22 protein-coding genes are annotated in these 21,243 nt (G+C 68.6%); 6 read left to right on the top strand and 16 right to left on the bottom strand.

Annotated elements, in window-relative coordinates:
- Positions 1-22: 22 nt before the first annotated feature.
- The 8 genes from ACLNGM_RS09050 to ACLNGM_RS09015 all read right to left on the bottom strand — a co-directional run bounded on the left by ACLNGM_RS09050 (position 23) and on the right by ACLNGM_RS09015 (position 8,259).
- Positions 23-634, bottom strand: coding sequence for a CarD family transcriptional regulator (locus ACLNGM_RS09050; protein ID WP_416358045.1), 612 nt, complete (start codon positions 632-634; stop codon positions 23-25).
- Positions 635-1,046: 412 nt separating this feature from the next.
- Positions 1,047-1,385: a ferredoxin FdxA gene (fdxA, locus tag ACLNGM_RS09045; RefSeq protein WP_416358044.1), complete on the bottom strand. Its 339-nt coding sequence runs from the start codon at positions 1,383-1,385 to the stop codon at positions 1,047-1,049.
- A gap of 195 nt (positions 1,386-1,580) precedes the next feature.
- The gene (locus ACLNGM_RS09040; protein ID WP_416358043.1) at positions 1,581-1,889 is read right to left on the bottom strand and encodes an RNA-binding S4 domain-containing protein; all 309 of its coding nucleotides are present in this window, start codon (positions 1,887-1,889) and stop codon (positions 1,581-1,583) included.
- Between the two features lie 12 nt (positions 1,890-1,901).
- Positions 1,902-5,156, bottom strand: a complete 3,255-nt coding sequence (locus ACLNGM_RS09035; RefSeq protein WP_416358420.1) for a helicase-related protein — start codon at positions 5,154-5,156, stop codon at positions 1,902-1,904.
- Positions 5,157-5,218: 62 nt separating this feature from the next.
- Positions 5,219-5,563 (bottom strand): PepSY domain-containing protein, encoded by a 345-nt coding sequence (locus ACLNGM_RS09030; protein ID WP_416358042.1) that lies wholly within the window; start codon positions 5,561-5,563, stop codon positions 5,219-5,221.
- Positions 5,564-5,701: 138 nt separating this feature from the next.
- Positions 5,702-6,043 carry a hypothetical protein gene (locus ACLNGM_RS09025; protein WP_090966590.1) on the bottom strand — a complete coding sequence of 114 codons (342 nt, stop codon included), beginning with the start codon at positions 6,041-6,043 and terminating at the stop codon, positions 5,702-5,704.
- Between the two features lie 125 nt (positions 6,044-6,168).
- Complete coding sequence (gene phbB, locus ACLNGM_RS09020; protein WP_090966592.1) at positions 6,169-6,894, bottom strand: acetoacetyl-CoA reductase; 726 nt, start codon at positions 6,892-6,894, stop codon at positions 6,169-6,171.
- A gap of 177 nt (positions 6,895-7,071) precedes the next feature.
- The gene (locus tag ACLNGM_RS09015) at positions 7,072-8,259 is read right to left on the bottom strand and encodes an acetyl-CoA C-acetyltransferase (protein WP_090966594.1); all 1,188 of its coding nucleotides are present in this window, start codon (positions 8,257-8,259) and stop codon (positions 7,072-7,074) included.
- Between the two features lie 303 nt (positions 8,260-8,562).
- On the opposite strand from ACLNGM_RS09015, the gene phaR reads away from it, so the two are divergent.
- Positions 8,563-9,159: a polyhydroxyalkanoate synthesis repressor PhaR gene (gene phaR, locus ACLNGM_RS09010; protein WP_090966596.1), complete on the top strand. Its 597-nt coding sequence runs from the start codon at positions 8,563-8,565 to the stop codon at positions 9,157-9,159.
- Positions 9,160-9,279: 120 nt separating this feature from the next.
- On the opposite strand, the gene rpmF is transcribed toward phaR, so the two are convergent.
- Positions 9,280-9,465, bottom strand: a complete 186-nt coding sequence (gene rpmF / locus ACLNGM_RS09005) for a 50S ribosomal protein L32 (RefSeq protein ID WP_090966598.1) — start codon at positions 9,463-9,465, stop codon at positions 9,280-9,282.
- A gap of 230 nt (positions 9,466-9,695) precedes the next feature.
- Entirely contained in the window at positions 9,696-10,379 is a 684-nt protein-coding gene (gene mtgA / locus ACLNGM_RS09000) for a monofunctional biosynthetic peptidoglycan transglycosylase (RefSeq protein ID WP_416358041.1), read from the bottom strand.
- Positions 10,380-10,593: 214 nt separating this feature from the next.
- Between mtgA and ACLNGM_RS08995 the strand changes: the two genes are divergently transcribed.
- Genes ACLNGM_RS08995 through ACLNGM_RS08985 form a run of 3 tightly spaced genes read left to right on the top strand, consistent with a single transcriptional unit; the run spans position 10,594 to position 12,442 of the window.
- The gene (locus ACLNGM_RS08995) at positions 10,594-11,451 is read left to right on the top strand and encodes a polyprenyl synthetase family protein (RefSeq protein WP_416358419.1); all 858 of its coding nucleotides are present in this window, start codon (positions 10,594-10,596) and stop codon (positions 11,449-11,451) included.
- Entirely contained in the window at positions 11,448-12,149 is a 702-nt protein-coding gene (locus tag ACLNGM_RS08990; RefSeq protein ID WP_416358040.1) for an AzlC family ABC transporter permease, read from the top strand. Before ACLNGM_RS08995 ends, ACLNGM_RS08990 begins: the two co-directional genes overlap by 4 nt.
- Positions 12,146-12,442: an AzlD family protein gene (locus ACLNGM_RS08985; RefSeq protein ID WP_090966606.1), complete on the top strand. Its 297-nt coding sequence runs from the start codon at positions 12,146-12,148 to the stop codon at positions 12,440-12,442. Before ACLNGM_RS08990 ends, ACLNGM_RS08985 begins: the two co-directional genes overlap by 4 nt.
- On the opposite strand, the gene ACLNGM_RS08980 is transcribed toward ACLNGM_RS08985, so the two are convergent.
- Genes ACLNGM_RS08980 through ispG form a run of 3 tightly spaced genes read right to left on the bottom strand, consistent with a single transcriptional unit; the run spans position 12,439 to position 15,010 of the window.
- Entirely contained in the window at positions 12,439-12,894 is a 456-nt protein-coding gene (locus tag ACLNGM_RS08980) for a GNAT family N-acetyltransferase (protein ID WP_090966608.1), read from the bottom strand. The genes ACLNGM_RS08985 and ACLNGM_RS08980 overlap by 4 nt on opposite strands.
- A 5-nt stretch (positions 12,895-12,899) precedes the next feature.
- Positions 12,900-13,748, bottom strand: a complete 849-nt coding sequence (locus ACLNGM_RS08975; RefSeq protein WP_090966611.1) for a lytic transglycosylase domain-containing protein — start codon at positions 13,746-13,748, stop codon at positions 12,900-12,902.
- Entirely contained in the window at positions 13,745-15,010 is a 1,266-nt protein-coding gene (gene ispG, locus ACLNGM_RS08970; protein ID WP_090966613.1) for a flavodoxin-dependent (E)-4-hydroxy-3-methylbut-2-enyl-diphosphate synthase, read from the bottom strand. The genes ACLNGM_RS08975 and ispG overlap by 4 nt, the downstream gene beginning before the upstream one ends.
- Before the next feature lie 198 nt (positions 15,011-15,208).
- Between ispG and ACLNGM_RS08965 the strand changes: the two genes are divergently transcribed.
- The gene (locus ACLNGM_RS08965) at positions 15,209-15,367 is read left to right on the top strand and encodes a hypothetical protein (RefSeq protein WP_416358039.1); all 159 of its coding nucleotides are present in this window, start codon (positions 15,209-15,211) and stop codon (positions 15,365-15,367) included.
- A gap of 88 nt (positions 15,368-15,455) precedes the next feature.
- Complete coding sequence (locus tag ACLNGM_RS08960) at positions 15,456-15,614, top strand: DUF3309 family protein (RefSeq protein WP_082505214.1); 159 nt, start codon at positions 15,456-15,458, stop codon at positions 15,612-15,614.
- Positions 15,615-15,642: 28 nt separating this feature from the next.
- On the opposite strand, the gene ACLNGM_RS08955 is transcribed toward ACLNGM_RS08960, so the two are convergent.
- The 3 genes from ACLNGM_RS08955 to pyc all read right to left on the bottom strand — a co-directional run bounded on the left by ACLNGM_RS08955 (position 15,643) and on the right by pyc (position 21,226).
- The gene (locus ACLNGM_RS08955) at positions 15,643-16,854 is read right to left on the bottom strand and encodes an MFS transporter (protein WP_416358038.1); all 1,212 of its coding nucleotides are present in this window, start codon (positions 16,852-16,854) and stop codon (positions 15,643-15,645) included.
- On the bottom strand, positions 16,851-17,666 hold the full coding sequence (locus ACLNGM_RS08950; protein ID WP_416358037.1) for a DeoR/GlpR family DNA-binding transcription regulator: 816 nt from the start codon (positions 17,664-17,666) through the stop codon (positions 16,851-16,853). Before ACLNGM_RS08950 ends, ACLNGM_RS08955 begins: the two co-directional genes overlap by 4 nt.
- A 95-nt stretch (positions 17,667-17,761) precedes the next feature.
- A complete protein-coding gene (gene pyc / locus ACLNGM_RS08945) occupies positions 17,762-21,226 on the bottom strand; it encodes a pyruvate carboxylase (RefSeq protein WP_416358036.1) in 3,465 nt (1,154 codons plus the stop codon).
- Positions 21,227-21,243: the final 17 nt, after the last annotated feature.

The following is a 21,243-nucleotide window of genomic DNA, read 5'->3' as shown; positions in this document are numbered from 1 at the left end:
CGCAAAGCGTGGGACCGGAAGGTCAGGCGGCCTGGTCGGCCTCGACTTCCACGTCGTCCTCGTCCTCGGCGTCGGCATCCGCCTCGTCGACGACCTTGGCGCCGCGCTTCGGACCCTTGTTCAGGTTCACCTCGATCAGCTGGACCGCCTCGGTCTCGCTGATCTCGTTGACGGCGGCCAGCTCGCGCGCCATGCGGCCGAGGGCGGCCTCATAAAGCTGACGCTCGGAATAGGACTGCTCGGGCTGCGACTCGGCGCGGTAGAGGTCGCGCACCACCTCGGCGATCGAGATGAGATCACCCGAATTGATCTTCGCGTCGTATTCCTGCGCGCGGCGGCTCCACATCGTCCGCTTCACGCGGGCACGGCCCTGCACCACCTTGAGGGCGCGCTCGACGAAATCCGTCTCGGACAGCTTGCGCATGCCGACGGCTTCGGCCTTCGCGACCGGCACCTTCAAACGCATCTTGTCCTTCTCGAAGTCGATGACGAAGAGTTCGAGCTTCATGCCCGCGACCACCTGCTCCTCGATCGCAACGATCTGGCCGACGCCGTGGGCCGGATAGACGATGCTCTCGCCGGTCTTGAAACCCTGGCGCTGGGAGGTCTTCTTCTGACTGCTCATACGCTTCATAAACTCCCTGTTGTGCAGAGCGGGGAAGATCGCTATGCACGAAACGACCCGAGGGCCGCGGATTGAGCATCCCGGTTCGGTGGCCGGCCGCAGTCCGGAACTTCGGGAAACTCCTTCGCAAGCCCCAAAGGCGCCCGGAACGGACGCTCAAGTGAGGGGACGGGCGGGAGGAAAGCCTTTCAGAAGCACCTGGACGCCGGAACGGGTCTCATGACCCTTCATCCGACGTCCGACTGTTGCACAAATAATACCCTATCAGTCTGGAAATTTCAACCGACTTGCGCATATGGCGCGCCCGGCCGCGCAACCCCTGCATCGCAACGGGTTGAGACCGGTATCGAGATGTCGGCAGCGCGGGGCGCGACAGGATTTCCCTGCGCGCGCAAGGGCATAAGTGGGGAGAGCCTTGGGCTCAGTCGCCTTGGCCGGGCTCTGCGGAGAAGAACCTCTCGAACTTGCCCTCGACACCGTCCATCGCCTTGGCGTCGGCGGGCGCGTCGCGCTTCACGGTAATGTTGGGCCATTTCTCGGCATACTCGGCGTTGATCTTCAGCCAGTTGTCGAGATTCGGCTCGGTATCGGGCTTGATCGCCTCGGCCGGGCATTCCGGTTCGCAGACGCCGCAGTCGATGCACTCGTCCGGGTGGATGACGAGCATGTTGTCACCCTCGTAGAAGCAGTCCACCGGACACACTTCGACGCAGTCCATGTACTTGCAGCGGATGCAATTGTCGGTGACGACGTAGGTCATGGCGAATTCCCGGAACAGTTGGTCCGCAACGCCGGAACGGACGGATCGTTGCGGATCGGGGCGGCCGCCGGACCCGTTCGGGTCGCGAAGCGCTCCACCGGCGGAGGTACCGTCTCGCTTCGCCGCTTGCAAGAGCGAGCCGTTTCGTCGAACGCCCCGGCGACGGAATGTCCTTCCCCGCCGCGAGGTCGACGCTCAACCGTCTTCCGAGACCGCCACCGGCGCCGTGTCGGCACGCACCGGCGTCAGGTCCTCGAAAAGAAGTGCGGCTTCGGGCGCAGGTCCCCGGCGGTCGCCGGGGTCGAGAATCTTGAGGATCCGCACGCGATCGTGAATCGAGATGGTCAGCACGTCGCCCGGTCGAACCAGTCGGGCAGCATGCGAAATCTTTTCGCGGTTGACGCGGACGGCGCCCGAGATGGCGAGCTTCTGGGCGAGGCTGCGCGATTTGACGACACGCGCGAAGAACAGCCACTTGTCGATGCGCTGCTCGCCTGCCGCCATGCTCGCCTGCCCCTACTTGCCCAGCTTGTCCTTGAGCGCGGCGAGCTTGGCGAACGGCGAATCGGGATCGATCGGCTTGTTCGCGCGCTCGGGCCGCCGGGTCTCGGCAGCGGGGCGCGACGCCTCGCGGTCCTTGCCGAAGGCGGGACGACCGCCCCGGCCCTGACCGCCGCGATCCTCGCGCCGATCCTCGCCCTGCCCGTCGCGTCGTCCCTGCCCCGGCTTGCCACCGTCGCGGCGCGGGAAGCGGCGCTCGCCGCCCTCCCCGTCCTCGCGCCGTCCGCCGCCGCGCCCCTGACGACCGGGCGCGCGATCGCCGCCGGTCTCGGCCGGGCTCGCATCGCCACCGCGCGCGTTCTGGCCGCGACCCTGCGGACGGTTGTTGCCGCGTCCCTGCTGCGGGCGACCCCGGCCTTCGCCGCGCGAGGGCTTCCAGAGGAGCACCATCTTGACCGGCTCGGCCTCGGCGGCAGCCTCGCTGGCCGGAGCGTCAGTGACCGGCACGCCCGAAGCAAGCGACTCGGCGGTCGCATCGCCTTCGGACGAAGCCGCTACCGGCTCCGCGATGTCCGCGACTGCAGGCTCATCGGCCGTTTCGGCTGTCGCATCGATGACGACCGAATCGCCACCGCTCACGTCGGCGCCAGCCTCACCGTCGATCGAGGCGTCGGCGGCATCCATCGGAGCCTCCTCCTCAGCGGCCGAGGCCACGGTGTCAGAAGCGGGGGCCGTCTCGGTCGCAGCCTTGGCGGCCTGCGCCTCGTCCTGGCGACGGAGTTCGGCATCGACCTCGGGCTGCGGCACGGCATGCGAGCGATAGCCGAGGCCCTTCAGGATCTCGTCCATGTCGTCGGCGGTGGCGCCGAGGATCGACATCATGGCCGGGGTCACGATGAACTCACGCCCGTTGTAGGCGCCGTCCGGCCGCTTGGCGGCCCCAGGAGCCCAGGCGAGCGCCGGACGGATGAGGTCGGCCAGACGCTCCAGAATGTCGACGCGCACGGCGCGGCGCCCGAGCGGGCGGTAGCCGGACAACGCGTAGAACACCGGATCGAAGGTCGGATCGGGTGCCACCGAGGTGCGTCCGGTCGCCAGAAGCTGCGTGACCTCGCCGAAGCCCGGCTTGTCGCGCCCGTCCTTGGCGATGCCCCAGAGAAGGGTCATCAGCGCCGCGGGCGCCGGCTTCACCAGCGCCGGCACGAAGATGTGGTAGGCCCCGAAGCGCACGCCGAGGCGGCGGAGCGCCGCGCGCGCATCCTGGTCGAGCCCACGGACCTCGTCCGCGATGTCGCGACGCTGCAGCAGGCCGAAATTCTCGTAGAGGCGATAGGCGATGCCCCGCGCCGCACCGTCGACGCCCTCGGCATCGCGCAGGTCTGCGAGCGGCTTGAGGATCGTCGAGACCTGATAGGTGACGAAGCGCTCGGTGCGCTGGACGACCTTGTCGCGGGCCGGACCGGCAAGCTGCTCGTCGGCCAAAAGCACGACGCGCGGCTTCAAGGGATCGTCGCCCGAGACGAGCGAGGCCACAGGAGCCCCCAGCCAGCGCACCAGGGCGTCGGAGCCAATGGCCAGATCGCCGTTCGGGGCGTTGGCGTAGCGCTCGGCGCGCTTGTCGTATTCGCCGCCGAGCGCCTTCTGGGCGGCGGCGCGAACGGCCTTGGCATCCGGGCCGTCGGACTTGGTGTCCGGCGTGAACCTGAACCCCTGCAGCTCCCCGACCTCGTGGCCTTCAACGCGCACGGTGCCGTCGCTGCCGATTTCAGCTTCCATGAATGCGCTCTCTCTCAGCCGCCTCATAAGGACGCTTGTCCTGCGATCTACGAAGCGTTTCGTCAACCGCTCGTGTAGCGCGTCGGACAGACGGTCCTCGATTGCCTTGGTCTTTTCCTGCCAGTGTGTCGGATCGGCCAGCCAGCCCGGACGATGGGAAATATACGTCCAGGTGCGAATTTCGGCGATGCGCTGGGACAGGGTGTCGATGTCGCCTTCCGTGAGGTCGGCCCGCCGCACCTGCTCGGCCATGTAGTCCTCGGCCACGTGGCCGCGCCGGACGAGGTCGCCGTAGATCGAGGCGATGATTTCGGCGTGCTGGGCCGGTGCGATGCGCCGGTAGTCCGGCAGCTTGCAGGCTTCCCATAGAAGCTCGACGTTGCGTGCGCCCTTCGCCCGCGCCATCACCGCATCGTCGCGCGACAGGAATTCCAGCGCACGCTGGTCGACCGCCGGTAGCGAGCGGGCGAGCTCCGGGCTCGGCGGGAGCGCATCGAGGCTCGCCTTCAAGGCGTCGACCGAGGCGAAGTCGAGCTTGCGCGAGCGCCACTGGAGGACCTTCACGGAGGCGAAGTCGTGGGCCTCGATCGCCTCGGCGAGGTCCGGGTCGAGCGGATCGACGCGGCCCGTCACGCCGAACGTGCCGTCGCGCACGTGTCGCCCGGCCCGGCCCGCGATCTGTCCGTATTCGGCCGGCGTCAGCTGGCGATACTGGAACCCGTCATATTTCCAGTCCTGGGCAAAGGCGACGTGGTCGACGTCGAGGTTCAACCCCATGCCGATCGCATCGGTCGCCACCAAGAACTCGACCTCGCCGTTCTGGTAGAGTTCGACCTGCGCGTTGCGGGTGCGCGGGCTGAGCGCTCCGAGCACGACGGCCGCCCCGCCGCGCTGGCGGCGGATGAGTTCGGCGATCGCATAGACCTCCTCGGTCGAGAAGGCGACGATCGCCGAGCGCCGCGGCAGGCGCGTGATCTTCTTCGATCCGGCGTAGAGAAGCTGCGACATGCGCGGCCGGGTGACGCACTGGATGCCCGGCAGGAGGCGCTCCAGCGCGCCGCGCATCGTCGAGGAGCCGAGAAGCAGCGTCTCCTCGCGCCCGCGGGCATGGAGGATGCGATCGGTGAAGACATGGCCGCGCTCGAGATCGGCGGCCAACTGCACCTCGTCGATCGCCACGAAGGCGGCGCCCGGTTCGCGCGGCATCGCCTCGACCGTGCAGACCTGATAGCGCGCGTTCGGCGGCTTGATCTTCTCCTCGCCGGTGATCAGGGAGACGGCGCCGACACCGACGCGCTCGACGACGCGCTGGTAGACCTCGCGTGCCAGAAGCCGCAACGGCAGGCCGATGACGCCGGACGAATGGGCGACCATCCGCTCGATCGCCAGAAAGGTCTTGCCCGTGTTGGTCGGTCCGAGAACGGCGGTGACGCCACGCCCGCCCGCTCCGGCTTCGGAGCGGCGCGTCGGCTGGGCGGGGAAGTGGCTGTCCATCATGATCGCACCATAGGTGGGTCGAAATGGACGAAACGCAAACGCCCCCGCCTGGAAGCTTCTCAGTGAACGTCGATCACGTCGCCTGTGCGGGCATCGATGATGACGGTCATGTCGTCGCCGCGACGGTCGGCGCCCTCGATGCGAATCGTCCGGCGCTGGCGAAACACGTCGTCGATCTCGCGCATGCCTTCCGAGCGCGCGATGCGCACGGCCTGCCGCTCGCTGATGCCCGGCGGTCCGCGGCGCTCGGGCGGACGGTCGTAGCCGTAGTCCGGTCCGCGCCGGTCGTTGGGCACGATCTGCAGGCCGTTCGGCCCGAACTCCAGCGTCTGGGACAGGGCGGGCGCGGTGGCCGCAAGAAGCGTGGCGGCGAGGGCAAGCGAGAAACGCAGGGGCTTCGACATGGCGGTTCCGTAAGAGAGGATGTCCCTAGCCGGCAAATTTGCGGGAACCCGTGGCGGCTTCAAGACCGGCGAAGGGCCGCACGAAAAAAAGGCGGGCCGCCGGAGCGACCCGCCTTTCCTGTCCCATCGATGCCGGTATTAGCGGACGCCGATGACGTCGCCGCTGCGGCGGTCGATATCGACCTGGATGTCGTCGCCGCGGCGATCGGTGCCGATCACGCGGTAGGAGCGGCTGGTGCGACGGACGTCGTCCACCTCGCGCACGCCCTCGGCGCGGGCGATACGGACCGCGTCACGCTCGCCGATCTCGCGGCCACGACGATCGTCGCGGCGCATGTCATCACGACGCATGTCGTCGCGGTTGGGGTCGACGAGACGAACGCCGTCACGGCCGATCTCGATGCCCTGCGCCATGGCCGGAGCGGCGCTGGCGATGGTGGCAGCCGCCAGGACGGCAATGGTCAGATGCTTGCGGATCATAAGAAATCCTCCACGAACAAGGAGGGCGCCATGGGTTCGAAACAATCGCGCGCCCGATATCGCGGGGAAGAACACGGGAGAACCGGTTCGGTTCCTCCCGTGTTGCCGACCATCGAAAACGGAGGTCAGTGGAAGTACTGGCCGCCGTTGATCGTCAGCGTCGATCCGGTGATGAACCCGGCGTCCTCGGCCACGAGGTAGAGGACGCTGCGGGCCACTTCCTCCGGCTCGCCGAGGCGACCGACCGGGATGTGCGGCAAAATGCGCTCGGCCAGCACCTTCTCGTCGATCGCGCGCACCATCTCCGTGCCGATATAGCCGGGGCAGATCGCGTTGACCGTGATCCCGGCGCGCGCGCCCTCCTGCGCCAGCGCCTTGGTGAAACCGATGTCGCCGGCCTTGGCGGCGGAATAGTTCGCCTGCCCCGCCTGACCCTTCTGGCCGTTGATCGAGGAGATATTGACGATGCGGCCGAACTTGCGCGAGCGCATGCCGTCCCAGACCTGACGCGTCATGTTGAAGACGCCGGTGAGGTTGGTCCCGATGACCTGGTTCCACTGCTCGGGCGTCATCTTGTGGAACATCGCGTCGCGCGTGATGCCGGCATTGTTGACGAGGATGTCGACCGGCCCGAGCGCGGCTTCCACGGCCGCGATGCCCTCGCCGCAGGAGGTGTAGTCCGAGACGTCCCACTTGAAGACGTCGATGCCGGTCTCGGCCTTGAAGGCGTTCGCCGCCTCGTCATTGCCCGCATAGTTGGCGGCTACCTTGTAGCCCGCCGCTTTCAGCGCCTTGGATACCGCCGCGCCGATACCGCGCGAGCCTCCCGTGACGATCGCAACCCTGCTCATGCCATTCCTCCCTTTTCACGTGACGATGCGATGGCCCTCCCCCGCCCGGACAGGCCGGACGGGAGACGCACGACGACCCGCCGCGCCTTCCGGGAAGGCGCGTGCCGGCTGTCGGATGCGATTGTCGAAGAGACGCCGGCCCGCTAAGCGGCGAGCCGGCCGGCGTTCAGAGCCGCGTCAGCCGCGCTCGAAGCACATGGCGACGCCCATGCCGCCGCCGATGCAGAGCGTGGCGAGCCCCCGCTTGGCATCGCGGCGCGCCATCTCGAAGAGGAGCGTGTTGAGGACGCGCGCGCCCGACGCGCCGATCGGGTGACCGATCGCGATGGCGCCGCCGTTGACGTTGACGATGTCGGGGTTCCAGCCAAGGTCCTTGTTCACCGCGCAGGCCTGCGCCGCGAAGGCCTCGTTGGCTTCCACGAGATCGAGATCGTCGAGCGACCAGCCGGCCTTCTCCAGCGCCTTGCGCGAAGCCGGGATCGGCCCGGTGCCCATCACGGCGGGGTCGACACCGACGGTCGCCCAGGAGACGATGCGCGCGAGCGGCGTCAGACCGCGGCGCGAGGCTTCCGCCTCGCTCATCAGGACGGCGACGGCCGCGCCGTCGTTGATGCCGGAGGCATTGGCCGCGGTCACGGTGCCTTCCTTGTCGAAGGCGGGCTTCAGCTTCTGCACCTTGTCGAGCGTCGTGCCGGCCTTGATGTACTCGTCGTCCGACACGACGACGTCGCCCTTGCGGCTCTTCACCGTGAAGGGCGCGATCTCGTCCTTGAAGCGGCCGGCCTTCTGGGCCTCCTCCGCCTTGTTCTGCGAGCGGACGGCGAACTCGTCCTGCTCGTCGCGGGTGATCTGCCACTGGCGCGCGACGTTCTCGGCCGTGTTGCCCATGTGATAGCCGTGGAAGGCGTCGATCAGGCCATCCTTCAGCATGGAATCGACGAGCTTCATGTCGCCCATCTTGGTGCCCGAGCGCAGATGCGCGACGTGCGGGGCCATGGACATGGACTCCTGCCCGCCGGCGACCACGATGCGCGCGTCGCCGCCCGCGATCTGCTGCAGGCCGAGCGCCACGGCGCGAAGCCCGGAGCCGCAGAGCTGGTTGAGACCCCAGGCGGTCGCCTCCTTCGGCACGCCCGCCGCCATCGCGGCCTGACGAGCCGGGTTCTGCCCCTCGCCGGCGCTGAGCACCTGGCCGAGGATCACCTCGTCGACCTCGCCCGGATCGACACCCGCGCGCTGCAGGGCCGCGGTGATGGCGGCAGCCCCCAGTTCATGCGCCGGGACGGTGGCGAAGGCCCCGTTGAAGGCGCCCACAGGGGTGCGCGCCGCACCGACGATGACGATGGACTGTCCAGAAGAGCTCATGGAATGCCTTTCCTCCCGCAGGATGCTCGCGGCCCTGCCGCCGCGTCAGCCGTCGCTATCTCGCAGACGGGTTCGCCGGCTGTCAAACGTTGCAGCCTGAGATTGCGTTGCACCCACGGCCCGGTCCGCCGCGCGTGCAGGCGCAGGGGAGCCGATGCCGCGCGGCATCCCGTCCAAAGGTCTGCGGACAAACGGCTCTGTGCGCTGCGGAACGTTTGGAAACGCCGCAAAACTGTGGTCAAGTCTTCGCAGGGGCAGCACGGCCGCGAGGCCGCCCCCGGGCCAGCATGTGGGAGAGAGCGGATGGCACGCAGCAACGAACCGACGGTGATCAAAAAGTACGCCAACCGGCGGCTCTACAACACCGGCACGTCCATGTACGTCACGCTCGAGAACCTTGCGGCCATGGTCAAGGGCAACGAGGACTTCGTGGTGCAGGACGCCAAGACCGGCGAGGACATCACCCATTCCGTCCTGACCCAGATCATCTTCGAGCAGGAGAACAAGGGCGGGCAGACCCTGATGCCCATCACCTTCCTGCGCCAGCTCATCCGCTTCTACGGCGACCAGATGCAGATGGTGGTGCCGGCCTATCTCGAGCAGTCGATGGCCGCCTTCCAGCGCGAGCAGGAGAGCTTCCGCGCGACCTCGGCCAACCCGCTGCAGATGATGGAGACGCAGGTCCGCCGCAACACCGAGATGTTCCGCGAGGCGATGGCGGTGTTCAACCCGTTCATGGCGAATGCTTTGGGCACCGCCGCCGAGGCCGCGAAGGGCGCGAGCGCGCCGCCCAAGCCGACCGCCCCGCCGGCCCCGACGCAGGACGACCTCTCGGCGATGCGCGACCAGCTGGCCGAGATGCAGCGCCGCATCGAGGCGCTGGACGCCAAGAAGAACTGATCGCGGGGCCGGCGGCGCTGAGTCGTCGCCGCGCCCATTCAACGAAAAAGGGCCGGCGCTCGAAGCGACCGGCCCTTTGTCATGTCGGCGATGCCCGCCCGGGGCATCGGCCGGAACGGATCAGGCGTTTTCCTTGACCGTCAGGATCTGCTTGCCGCGGTACATGCCCGTCTTCAGGTCGATGTGGTGCGGACGGCGCAGCTCGCCGGAGTTCTTGTCCTCGATGTAGGTCGGCGCGGTGAGCGCGTCGGCCGAGCGGCGCATGCCGCGCTTGGAGGGGGAAGTCTTTCGCTTGGGGACGGCCATCGGTCTCTCCGTTCAGGTCGCCGGCGCGAATTCCCGAAGGAGCGTCGCGCCGTTCAAGTGGTTCATCTCTGGCGAGCCGGCAGCGCACCGTGCGCCCGGCCCTTCCCGAACCGACGACCGGCGGCCGACCCTTGACGAGGATCGATCCTGCCCTTCGCACTGACGGGAAATCGAGGGTCGCATAGCAAACCCGGCCCGGTTTGCAAAGGGGAGGCTGCCGAAATCGCGGCTCACACCCCGTCGATGCAGCCGATATAGTCGCCCGACGCGCGCGCCCGCGCCTCGACGGTGCCCGCCAGCCGGCGCAGTCCGGCCGACGGATTGGCCGGGTCGCGCGTCAGCGGCGAGGGCAGCGCGACGGCGAGCAGCGCCGCCTGCCGGGCGCTGAGTTCGGAGGCCGGCTTGTTGAAGTAGTAGCGCGAGGCGGCGCCCACCCCGTAGATGCCGTTCCCCCACTCGGCGATGTTGAGATAGAGTTCCATCGTCCGGCTCTTCGACCAGATCAAGTCGGCATAGAGCGCGAGCGGCAGTTCCAGCCCCTTTCGCAGGTAGGACCGACCGTTCCACAGGAAGAGGTTCTTCACCGTCTGCATCGGGATCGTCGAGGCGCCGCGACTCGCCTCCCCGTCGCCGATCGCCTGGTCGACGACGCTGCGCATCGCGTTCCAGTCCACCCCGCCGTGGAAGCAGTACTGGCCATCCTCCGACATCATCACCGAACGCACGAGGACAGGCGAGATTTTCTCCAGCGGCGTCCACTCCCGCTCGAACGGCTGGAAGCTGAAATGCTCGGCCAGCATCAGCGTCGAGACGGGGCGCACGAACGGCAGGGCGTAGATCGGCACCAGCACCAGCGGGATGGCGGCGAGGAGCACGATCGCGAACGCGGCGGCATGGAGCATGCGTCGGATCATTCGCGTCCTGTCTTGGTGCCGAGGTCGAGATCCCCCCTTGGGCTCGCGTCCCCTCTTAGCAAAGGCTGGGAAAGCGCGGCAACAAGTCCGCTTTCCCCTTGCCGCCACGGGCGAGGATGGGCACACACGTCCTCGCGAGCGACAGGAGACGTGTGAGATGAGCCAGAGCGTGGACCCCGCCTTCGAGGCGCGCCTCGGCCAGGCCGCCGCCCGCATGGAAGAGGGCCTCACCGCAGCGCTTTCCGGCACGTCACTCCTTCTCGCCGGCGCGCCCGAGCGGCTCCTGGCGGCCATGCGGCACGGGTCGCTCGACGGCGGCAAGCGCCTCCGCCCCTTTCTTGTGGAAGAATCGGCTGCCCTCTTCGGCGCGGATGCCGCGACGGCCGCGCCGGTGGCGCAGGCGCTGGAATGCATCCACTGCTACTCGCTGATCCACGACGACCTTCCGGCGATGGACGACGACGACCTTCGTCGCGGCCGTCCCACCGTTCATAGGGCCTACGACGAGGCGACCGCGATTCTTGCCGGCGACGCCCTCCTGACGCTCGCCTTCGGGCTGGTGGCGGAGGGCGATGGCGGGATCGAGCCCGCCGCGCGCCTCGCGCTGATCCGCCTTCTGTCGCGCGAGGCGGGCGCCGCCGGCATGGCGGGCGGTCAGGCGCTGGATCTCGCCGCCGAGACCACGACCCTCGACGAGGCCGAGATCGCCCGCATGCAGGCGATGAAGACCGGCGCGTTGATCGCCTTTGCGACCGAGGCCGGCGCGATCCTCGCCGGCGCCTCGCCGGCCGACCGCCGCGTGATGCGCCGCTACGGCGAGGTCGTCGGGCTCGCGTTCCAGCTTGCCGACGATCTTCTCGACGAGACGGCGGATGCCGCGACGCTCGGCAAGGCGGCGGGCAAGGACGCGGCACGCGGCAAGAAGACCTTGCCCGCGCTCCGCGGCATCGCGTGGACGCGCGCCGAACTCGAACGGCTCGTCGCCGAGGCGGAGGGTCTGCTCGAACCCTTCGGCGAGCGTGCGGAGACGCTGCGGGCCACAGCGCGTTTCGTCGCCCGGCGCAGCAAATGATCCTCGAGGCGCAGCGCGGCGAGGTCGCGGCGGCCCTCTCCGAGGTCCTGCCTGTCCTGATCGCCATCGTGCCGTTCGGCATGGTGTTCGGCGCGCTGGCGATCGACGCCGGGCTGACGGCCTTCCAGGCGATGGGCTTCTCGGCGGCGATCTATGCCGGCGCCTCGCAGCTCGTCATCCTCCAGCTCGTGGCGCTCGGCACGCCGCTCTGGTCGATCCTCGTTGCCGTCGTCGCGCTCAACTTCCGCCACGTCCTCTATTCGGCTTCGGTCGGCCGCAAGCTCGGACGCTTCAACACGGGCGAGAAGGCGCTGGCCTTCTACCTCCTCGTCGACCCGACCTTCGCGGCGGCCGAGGAGCGCGCCGCGCACCGCACCCTCACCAAGCGCTTCTACTTCACCTATGCCGCGGTGCTCTACGTCGTCTGGCTCGCCTCGACCTATGGCGGCATCGTCTTCGGCAAGCTGATCGGGGACCAGCGGGCGATCGGGCTCGACGTGCTCTTGCCGATCTACTTCCTCGCCCTGACGCTCGGCTTCCGTCGACGCGACGGCTTCCTCACGGTCTTTGCCGTTTCGGCCATCACCTCGGTCGCGGTCTACCTGACGCTCGGCTCCCCTTGGCACGTGACGCTCGGCGGCCTCGCCGGCATTCTCTCCGCCGTGTTGCGAGCGCCCTCCGAACGGCCCGCGCCATGAACGACATCTGGCTTCTCGCCCTTCTCGCCGCCGTTCTCACCTATGGAACGCGCGTCGCCGGCCATCTCGTGCTGTCGCGCTTCGAGCGCATTCCCCCGCGCGTCGAGGCCGCGCTCGACGCGGTGCCGCCGGCGATGCTCATCACCATCGTCACGCCCGTCTTCGTCGACGGCGGCTGGCTGGAGCGGCTGGTGATCGTCGCGGCCGGACTCCTGTCGCTCCGCCTCTCGGTGCTGGCGAGCGTCACCATCGGCGTCGTCGCGATGGCGCTCCTGCGCCAGTTCGGGCTCTAGGCGCCGGGCCGCCAACCGTAGACGACGATCGGATCGCCAAAGCGCGGATGGATCTCGCGCCTCAGGATCTGCAACCCGGCCGCCTCGTAGAAGCGGCAGGCGCGCGGATTGGTCGGCCGGGTGAAGAGCGTGAAACCGCTGGGCATCTCGCGCTTCACCGCGTCGAGAAGGCATCGTCCCACCCCGCTGCCGAGGAGACCGGGACGGACGAACAACTGGTCGAGCACCCGCTCCCCAAGCTTCATCGCGGCAAAGCCCGCGGCCTCGCCGCCCTGCTCGGCGACGATGATGCGGCAAGCCGGCATGAGTTCGTGCTCGAAACGCCAGCGCATCGCCTCGCGCGACGGCAGCACCGGGGGACCGACACCGGGGAGGCTCGCGCTCGCATGCCAGATGTCCGCGAGCCCGCCGACGTCGTTCGGCCGCAGATCGCGCAGACCGATCATCCCCATGCCGGCTAGCGGTTCCGGGTGACGACGCACGAGCCGCCGACGCCGCGATACTTGTTGCAGAAGCTTTCCGCCTCGCGCCGCGAATCGGCGCCGATGCGCACCGCGGTGATCCGGCGCGGGCCGGAGATCGGGCGCGCCCGCATCACGATCGGCTCGACGCCGCCGAGAACGGCGGGATACTGGTCCTGAAGCTTGCGATAGATGCGCACCGCGATCGCCTCGTTGGGGTGGCCCGCCACCTGCGCGCCCCAGGGGCGCATCGGCGCGCTTTCGGCCACCGCGAACACGGCGCGCGTCGGCAGGATCGGCAGGCGGCGGCAGGCGAGCGCGAACTCGAGATCGGCGACCAGAGGCTTCACCTCCGCCTCGCGCTTCTCCTCGCGAAACCAGGCCGCCGGCTGGGCCGTGATCGACAGAACGTAGTCTTCGGTCTCGTAGGGAAGCCGCCCGCCCGACACCATCCAGCGCTTCACGCGGTTGATGCCGCCGTTGTAGGCGGCCGCCGCGAGTCCCCAGGAGCCGAGTTCGGCGCGCAGGTCACGCAGATATTCGGCCGAGTGCCGCAGCGCCTGTTCCTTGTCGTAAGGGTCGGAGAGACCCCGCTCGCGGGCGGTATAAGGCATGAACTGGGCGATGCCCTGCGCGCCGACGGGCGAGCGCGCGCCCTCGTCGAAGCGCGATTCCTTCCAGATCAGCCGGGCGAAGAAGTCGGGGGCCATGCCGACCGCCGCCGCGTTCTCGGCGATGAGATCGCAGATGCGGCCGACGCGCGGGTCCGCCTTCGGCTCGGCCGCCCCGGCCGGGGCAAGAGCGAAGACGACCGCGACGAGAGCGAGAGCCAGGCGGCGGATCATTCCGCCGCGGCAGGCCGACCGAAGCGGCGGTCGATATAGGCGAGCACCATCTCGTGGAAGTCCCGCGCGATATTGGGTCCGCGCAGCGTCGCGACCTTTTCGCCGTCCATGTAGACCGGCGCCGAGGGGACTTCCGCCGTGCCGGGCAGCGAGATGCCGATGTCGGCGTGCTTGGATTCGCCGGGACCGTTGACGATGCAGCCCATGACCGCGACCGACAGCGCCTCGACGCCGGGATAGCGCTCGCGCCACACCGGCATGTTGACCCGGATGTCGGTCTGGATCGTCTCGGCGAGCTCCTGGAACAGCGTCGACGTCGTACGCCCGCAGCCGGGGCAGGCCGCGACGATCGGAATGAACTGCCGGAAGCCCATGGTCTGCAGGATTTCCTGCGCGACCTGCACCTCCTTGGTGCGGTCACCGCCGGGCTCGGGCGTCAGCGACACGCGGATCGTGTCGCCGATGCCCTCCTGCAGGAGGATGCCGAGCGCGGCCGAGGAGGCCACGATGCCCTTCGAACCCATGCCAGCCTCGGTCAGGCCGAGATGCAGGGCGTGGGTCGTGCGGCGCGACAGGTCGCGATAGACGGCGATGAGGTCCTGAACGTTCGAGACCTTGGCCGAGAGGATGATCTTCTCGCGAGCGAGGCCCGTCTCTTCGGCGAGTGCTGCCGAATGGAGCGCCGACTGGATGATCGATTCGCGCATCACGGCGCGCGCGCCGAGCGGCTGGGCGAGCTTCGAGTTCTCGTCCATCAGGCGCGTCAGGAGTTCCTGGTCGAGCGAGCCCCAGTTGACGCCGATGCGCACCGGCTTGTCGTGCCGGATCGCCATCTCGATGATCTCGACGAACTGCCGGTCCTTCTTGTCCTTGAAGCCCACATTGCCGGGATTGATGCGGTACTTGGCGAGCGCCGCCGCACAATCCGGGTGATCGGCGAGAAGCTTGTGCCCGATGTAATGGAAGTCGCCGACGAGGGGCACGTCGATCCCGAGCCGCTCCAGGCGGTCGCGGATGCGCGGCACGGCGGCGGCCGACTCGTTGCGGTCCACCGTGATGCGCACGATCTCGGACCCCGCCTTGGCGAGCTGCGCCACCTGCGCCACGGTCGCGTCGATGTCGGCCGTGTCGGTGTTGGTCATCGACTGGACGACGACCGGGGCCGGACCGCCGACGACCACGCCGCCGACGGACACGCCCACGGTGCGGCGGCGCGGGAGGGGATCGGCCAGAACCGGTTCGACGGGGGCTTGGAGCGTCATCGGGGGCTCGTCTCGCGGATCGTCAGGAATGGCCGGGCGTCTCCGCCTCGGCAGGGGTCGACAGCTATATCGCCGTTCGGCGATGCCATGAAAAGAGGATCATCGTGTCGCGACCGTGACAGCGGCGTCGCAAAGGCTTGCGATGGCGCCGGCCGCCCCGTATCCCGACGCCGAGTTGCCTCCCGCGATGGAACCCACATGACGCCCGGCGCCGCCCTCGCCCTCTTCGCGCTCCTGATGTTCGCCGCGATCATTCCGGTCTGGCCGTGGTCGCGCGGCTGGAGCTGGCGTCCGGCGATCGCCTTCGGCGTGCTGTTCACGGCAGCGGTGATGGTGTGGGTGACTGTGCTGATCTGAATCATGACGATGGCGTGACGAAACCATGGAACGCGTGTGACAATGACGCCGTTGTGATCGCGTATCGTCACGCGTCATGGAGTCGCACATGTCTCTCGGCACCATCCTCCTCATCATCCTGATCCTGCTTCTCATCGGCGCCTTTCCGGGTTGGGGCTACTCCCGGTCGTGGGGCTACGGGCCGAGCGGCATCCTCGGCTTCCTCCTCGTGGTCGTCCTGATCCTGCTTCTGCTCGGGCGGATCTGACGCACGCCCGAATGCTCGCCGGCGTCCGTCAGGACGTCGGCGGACCGTCGGCGCCTCTGGTCAGCGGCGACAGCACGAGAATGCCGACAAGGCAGAGGCTGAGGCCGAGAAACACGGCCTGGAAGCCGAAGTGTTCGGCGAGATAGCCGATCGCCGACGGGGCGATCAGAATGCCGGAATAGCCGATCGTCGTCGCCATGGAGATGCCGACGCCGGGCTTCAGGCCCGGCACGTTCCCAGCCGCCGAGAAGGCGATCGGGGCGATGTTGGAGAGCCCGATCCCGAGAAGCGCGAAGCCGAGGATCGCGACGCCGAGATTGGGCGCGAGACCGACGACGAGGAGCGCGCCGATGGCGGCGACTGCCGACAGTCGGAGGGTGCGCACGGCGCCGAGCCGGTCGCGGATGCCGTCGCCGAGAAACCGGAACAGCGCCATGACCGCCGAGAAGGCGGCGAAGGCGAAGCCCGACATGGCGACATCGGCCCCCAGTTCGGAGCGAAGGTAGATCGCGCTCCAGTCGATCGTCGCTCCTTCCGGCACCATGCCGAACAGGGCGCAGATGCCGATGCCGAGAACGGCAAGACGTGCCGCGGACGGCGCCGCGGGCCCCTCCCCTTCCGCGTTGGCGGGCGCCGAGACGCCAGCGAGGTCGCGGTCCTCGAGCATCGCACGCCCGATCGGCCAGAGCGCGGCGAGAAGCAACGCCGACACGAAGAGGAAATGCCCGACCGGCCCGAGCGAGACGATGAGGAAGCCTCCCGTCGCGGCCCCGATGAAGCCGCCGACCGACCAGAAGCCGTGGCAGGACGACATGATGGCGCGCGGACGCTGGCGTTCGACCGACACCGCATTGGCGTTCATCGCGACGTCCATGCCGCCCATCGACGCCCCGAAGAGGAGGATGGCGAGCGCCGCGACTGGAACGTTCGGCGCCAGCACGAGGAGCGGCAGCGACAGGGCGAGGATCGCGTGCATCGCGAGCGTCGCGCGGCGCGAGCCGAAGCGGGCGGTGGCCGCCCCGAGAAGCGGCATGGCGACGACAGCCCCGATGCCGAAGGCAAGGATCATGAGCCCGAGATGGGCCTCCGACAGGCCGAGCCGCTGCTGGAAGAGCGGGATCTGCGGCGTCCAGTTGCCGAGCACGAAGCCGTTGGCGAGAAAGGCGCCGGAGACGGCCAGCCGCTCGCGCGGCCAGGCATCGCGCCAGGAGGCGGGACGGGACAGTGCGTCTGCGGTCATCGAACGGTCCTTGCCGGCATGCGCGAGCCGGGGGCGGCCGCGCGGGTGATCGGGATGTCCAAGCCCTCGAAGGGCGCAAGAGCCTCGACCGGACAATCGTGCTCGACGAACAGGCGCACGCGCCGGTCGATCGGGGCGACGAAGAAGGATGCCGCGGTACCGATCTTCTCGTTGGTGGCCGCCAACACGATCTCGCCGGCCCGCGATGCGAGGAGCGACTTCAGATCGGCCTCCTCCAGATCGTGCGAGGTCACGCCGGCCTCCGCGTCGACGCCGCAGACGCCGAGCACCAGCACGGACGGGCGCATGCGCTCGGCCTCGCGCAGCGTCTGGCTCCCGAGGCAGGCGCCGCTTCCTGGGTCGAGCCGTCCGCCGAGCAGCACCACCGACATGCCGGACTTGTCCTGCAGGGCGCAGGCGATCGACGGGGCGTTGGTGATGACGGTCATGCCGGAGTCCGGCGGCAGCGCCTCGGCCACCGCGAGGTTGGTCGAGCCGGCATCGATGAAGACGGACGAACCCGGCACGAGCGTGCGCGCGATCGCATGACCCAGCAAGGCCTTGCGGTCCTGCGCCTGCATCCGCCGCGTGTTCAGCGACCCGTCGAGCGGCGCGGGCGGCAGGGCGCCGCCATAGACACGCCGGCATTCGTCGCGCCCGGCAAGCTCGCGAAGGTCACGTCGGACCGTGTCCTCCGAGACGCCGAAATTGGCCGCAAGCTGCGCGGCGAGCACGCGCCCGTCCCGCTTCAGCCATTCGCGGATCACGGCCTGACGCTGCTCGGCCATGAGATGGGGCAGGACTTCGGTCATGCGGCCTCCTTACTCGAGGAGCCTCATGCACGATCATGCACGATTCGTCAAACACGCAGAACCCGGCGTGAGCGCCGGGACTGCTTGTGATGGCGCTAGCCGGCGGCGAACACGACGAGCAGGTCCTTGGCGTCGATCTGGTCGCCGGCCTTGACTTGGACGGCTTCCACCGTGCCGTCGGCCTCGGCGTGGAGCGCGGTCTCCATCTTCATCGCCTCGATGGACAGGAGGACATCGCCGGCCTTGACGCTCTGGCCGGGCCGCACGGCCAGCGTCGAGACGACGCCGGGCATCGGGGCCGCGACATGCGCCGCGTTGCCGGGTTCGGCCTTCGGGCGCGCGGCGCCCGAGCCCGAGCCCTTCGCGCGGTCCGGCACCTTGATGCGGCGCGGCTGGCCGTTCAGTTCGAAGAACACCGTCTTCTTGCCCTTCTCGTCCGTATCGGCCGAGCCGAGCGAGCGGATGACGAGCGTCTTGCCGGGCTCGAGGTCGACGAGGATCTCCTCCTCCGTCTCGATGCCGTAGAAGTAGTTCGGCGTCGGCAGCGTCGAGACCGGACCGTAGGTGTCGGCGGCAACAGCGAAGTCGGTGAAGACCTTCGGATACATGAGGTAGGAGGCAAATTCCTGGTCGCTCACCTTGCGGCCGAGCTTCTCCTCGACCTTGGCGCGTTCGGCGTCGAGGTCGGCGTCGGGGATCAGCGATCCCGGGCGCTCGGTGATCGGCGCCTCGCCCTTCAGGGCCTTGCGCTGCAGCCCTTCCGGCCAGCCGCCGGGGGGCTGGCCGAGATCGCCGTGCAGCATGGAGACGACCGATTCCGGGAAGGCGATGTCGCGCGAGGGGTTCTGGACGTCAGTGACGGACAGGTCCTGCGCCACCATCATCAGCGCCATGTCGCCGACGACCTTGGAGGACGGCGTCACCTTCACGATGTCGCCGAACATCAGGTTCGCCTCGGAATAGGCTTTCGCCACCTCGTGCCAGCGCGTGTCGAGGCCGAGCGAGCGGGCCTGTTCCTTCAAGTTGGTGAACTGGCCGCCCGGCATCTCATGGAGATAGACTTCCGACGCCGGCCCCTTCAGGTCGCTCTCGAAGGCGGCATACTGGTTGCGCACGGCCTCCCAGTAGAAGGAGATGCGACGGATCGCGTCCTGGTCGAGGCCGGGGTCGCGCTCCGACCCCTTCAGCGCCTCGTTGAGCGAACCGAGGCAGGCCTGCGACGTGTTGCCGGACAAGGCGTCCATCGCCGCGTCCACCGCATCGACGCCGGCATCCACCGCCGCGAGGATCGTCGCGGCTGCGATGCCGGACGTGTCGTGCGTGTGGAGGTGGATCGGGATGCCCACCTCCTCCTTCAGCGTCCTGATCAGCGTGCGGGCCGCCGCCGGCTTCAGGAGGCCCGCCATGTCCTTCACGCCGAGGATGTGCGCGCCCGCGCGCTCCATCTCCTTGGCGAGGCTGACGTAGTACTTGAGGTCGTACTTCGAGCGGGCGGGGTCGAACAGATCGCCCGTGTAGCAGATCGCGCCTTCGCACAGCTTGCCGGACTCGATCACCGCGTCGATCGAGACGCGCATGTTCTCGACCCAGTTGAGGCAGTCGAAGACGCGGAAGAGATCGACGCCGCCGCTTGCGGCCTCCGCGACGAAGCGCTTCACGACGTTGTCGGGATAGTTGGTGTAGCCGACGCCGTTGGAGCCGCGCAGCAGCATCTGGAGAAGGATGTTCGGCGCCTTTTCGCGGATCGCGCTAAGGCGCTCCCACGGGTCCTCGGTCAGGAAGCGCATGGCGACGTCGAAGGTCGCTCCGCCCCAGCACTCGAGCGAGAGGAGCTGCGGCAACGCTCTGGCGTAGGCATCCGCGATGCCGACAATGTCGTGGGTGCGCACGCGGGTCGCGAGCAGCGACTGGTGGCCGTCGCGCATCGTCGTGTCGGTGACGAGCACCTCGCGCTGCCGGAGCATCCAGTCGGCAAAGCCCTTAGGCCCCAGTTCCTCCAGCCGCTGGCGCGAGCCGGGCTGGACGGGCTTGTCGAAGCGGGGTGCAACGGGCTTGCGGGCGTCGGCCGGCGGCTTCGGGCGACCGCGCGTCTCGGGGTGGCCGTTGACGGTGACGTCGGCGAGATAGGTCAGGAGCTTCGTCGCGCGGTCCCGGCGCTTCACCTGCGCGAAGAGCTCGGGCGTCGTGTCGATGAAGCGCGTCGTGTACGAGTTGTCGGCGAAGGCCGGGTGCGTGATGATCGCTTCGAGGAAGGTGAGGTTGGTCGCGACGCCCCGGATGCGGAACTCGCGCAGCGCGCGGTGCATGCGCGCGATCGCCTCCTCCGGGCTCGGCGCCCAGGCCGTCACCTTTTCCAGAAGCGGGTCGTAGAAGCGGGTGATGACCGCGCCCGAATAGGCCGTGCCGCCGTCGAGCCGGATGCCGAAGCCCGTCGCGCCGCGATAGGCGGTGATGCGGCCGTAGTCGGGGATGAAGTTCTGCTCGGGGTCTTCCGTCGTGATGCGGCACTGGAGGGCGTGGCCGTTGAGGCGGATGTCCTCCTGCCGGGGAACACCCGATTCCGGCGTGCCGATCGCATGCCCGTCGAGGATGTGGATCTGCGCCTTCACGATGTCGATGCCCGTCACCTGCTCGGTGACGGTGTGCTCGACCTGGATGCGCGGGTTCACCTCGATGAAGTAGAAGGCGCCGGTGTCGGCATCCATCAGGAACTCGACGGTGCCGGCACCCACGTAGTTCGTCGCCGCGCAGATGGCGCGCGCGTAGGACGCGAGCTCGCGCCGCTTCGTGTCATCAAGATAAGGGGCCGGCGCGCGCTCCACGACCTTCTGGTTGCGCCGCTGGATCGAGCAGTCGCGCTCGAAGAGATCGACCACCGTCCCGTGCGTGTCGCCGAGGATCTGCACCTCGACGTGGCGCGCGCGTTCGACGAGCTTTTCGAGATAGACCTCGTCCTTGCCGAAGGCGGCCTTGGCCTCGCGCTTGGCCTCGGTCACCTCGCGCGCGAGGTCCTCCGGTTTGCGGATGGCGCGCATGCCGCGCCCGCCGCCGCCCCATGAGGCTTTCAGCATCACGGGATAGCCGACCGTCTCGGCGAGACGCTTGACCTCCTCCATGTCGTCGGGCAGCGGATCGGTCGCGGGCACCACCGGCACGCCGACTTGCGTCGCGAGGTTGCGCGCGGCGACCTTGTTGCCGAGGCGGCGCATCGTGTCGGCCGTCGGGCCGATGAAGGTGATGCCGGCCTGCGCGCAGGCATCGACGAATTCCGGGCTCTCCGACAGAAGGCCGTAGCCCGGATGGATCGCGTCGGCCCCGGACTCCCTGGCGACCCGGATCACCTCCTCGATCGAGAGATATGATTCGATCGGTCCGAGGTCGCGGGACAGATGCGGCCCGCGGCCGACCTGGTAGCTCTCGTCCGCCTTGAACCGGTGGAGGGCGTACTTGTCCTCCTCCGCCCAGATCGCCACCGTCTTCAAGCCCAGCTCGTTCGCCGCGCGAAACACGCGGATCGCGATCTCGGACCGGTTGGCGACAAGGATCTTGGATATGGGCACGAACGCTCCCCCCGGAC

This window comes from Aureimonas phyllosphaerae, from assembly GCF_047943035.1.
Taxonomy (GTDB): domain Bacteria; phylum Pseudomonadota; class Alphaproteobacteria; order Rhizobiales; family Rhizobiaceae; genus Aureimonas; species Aureimonas phyllosphaerae.
Note: the sequence above shows the minus strand (reverse complement) of the source record. Positions and strands in the feature narration are given on the sequence as shown.

What these genes read in the sequence shown, in the direction of transcription:
- ACLNGM_RS09050 (WP_416358045.1), bottom strand. Translation starts at nt 634, where the DNA reads ATGAAGCGTATGAGCAGTCAGAAGAAGACCTCCCAGCGCCAGGGTTTC.
- fdxA (WP_416358044.1), bottom strand. Translation starts at nt 1,385, where the DNA reads ATGACCTACGTCGTCACCGACAATTGCATCCGCTGCAAGTACATGGAC.
- ACLNGM_RS09040 (WP_416358043.1), bottom strand. Translation starts at nt 1,889, where the DNA reads ATGGCGGCAGGCGAGCAGCGCATCGACAAGTGGCTGTTCTTCGCGCGT.
- ACLNGM_RS09035 (WP_416358420.1), bottom strand. Translation starts at nt 5,156, where the DNA reads ATGGACAGCCACTTCCCCGCCCAGCCGACGCGCCGCTCCGAAGCCGGA.
- ACLNGM_RS09030 (WP_416358042.1), bottom strand. Translation starts at nt 5,563, where the DNA reads ATGTCGAAGCCCCTGCGTTTCTCGCTTGCCCTCGCCGCCACGCTTCTT.
- ACLNGM_RS09025 (WP_090966590.1), bottom strand. Translation starts at nt 6,043, where the DNA reads ATGATCCGCAAGCATCTGACCATTGCCGTCCTGGCGGCTGCCACCATC.
- phbB (WP_090966592.1), bottom strand. Translation starts at nt 6,894, where the DNA reads ATGAGCAGGGTTGCGATCGTCACGGGAGGCTCGCGCGGTATCGGCGCG.
- ACLNGM_RS09015 (WP_090966594.1), bottom strand. Translation starts at nt 8,259, where the DNA reads ATGAGCTCTTCTGGACAGTCCATCGTCATCGTCGGTGCGGCGCGCACC.
- phaR (WP_090966596.1), top strand. Translation starts at nt 8,563, where the DNA reads ATGGCACGCAGCAACGAACCGACGGTGATCAAAAAGTACGCCAACCGG.
- rpmF (WP_090966598.1), bottom strand. Translation starts at nt 9,465, where the DNA reads ATGGCCGTCCCCAAGCGAAAGACTTCCCCCTCCAAGCGCGGCATGCGC.
- mtgA (WP_416358041.1), bottom strand. Translation starts at nt 10,379, where the DNA reads ATGATCCGACGCATGCTCCATGCCGCCGCGTTCGCGATCGTGCTCCTC.
- ACLNGM_RS08995 (WP_416358419.1), top strand. Translation starts at nt 10,594, where the DNA reads ATGGAAGAGGGCCTCACCGCAGCGCTTTCCGGCACGTCACTCCTTCTC.
- ACLNGM_RS08990 (WP_416358040.1), top strand. Translation starts at nt 11,448, where the DNA reads ATGATCCTCGAGGCGCAGCGCGGCGAGGTCGCGGCGGCCCTCTCCGAG.
- ACLNGM_RS08985 (WP_090966606.1), top strand. Translation starts at nt 12,146, where the DNA reads ATGAACGACATCTGGCTTCTCGCCCTTCTCGCCGCCGTTCTCACCTAT.
- ACLNGM_RS08980 (WP_090966608.1), bottom strand. Translation starts at nt 12,894, where the DNA reads ATGGGGATGATCGGTCTGCGCGATCTGCGGCCGAACGACGTCGGCGGG.
- ACLNGM_RS08975 (WP_090966611.1), bottom strand. Translation starts at nt 13,748, where the DNA reads ATGATCCGCCGCCTGGCTCTCGCTCTCGTCGCGGTCGTCTTCGCTCTT.
- ispG (WP_090966613.1), bottom strand. Translation starts at nt 15,010, where the DNA reads ATGACGCTCCAAGCCCCCGTCGAACCGGTTCTGGCCGATCCCCTCCCG.
- ACLNGM_RS08965 (WP_416358039.1), top strand. Translation starts at nt 15,209, where the DNA reads ATGACGCCCGGCGCCGCCCTCGCCCTCTTCGCGCTCCTGATGTTCGCC.
- ACLNGM_RS08960 (WP_082505214.1), top strand. Translation starts at nt 15,456, where the DNA reads ATGTCTCTCGGCACCATCCTCCTCATCATCCTGATCCTGCTTCTCATC.
- ACLNGM_RS08955 (WP_416358038.1), bottom strand. Translation starts at nt 16,854, where the DNA reads ATGACCGCAGACGCACTGTCCCGTCCCGCCTCCTGGCGCGATGCCTGG.
- ACLNGM_RS08950 (WP_416358037.1), bottom strand. Translation starts at nt 17,666, where the DNA reads ATGACCGAAGTCCTGCCCCATCTCATGGCCGAGCAGCGTCAGGCCGTG.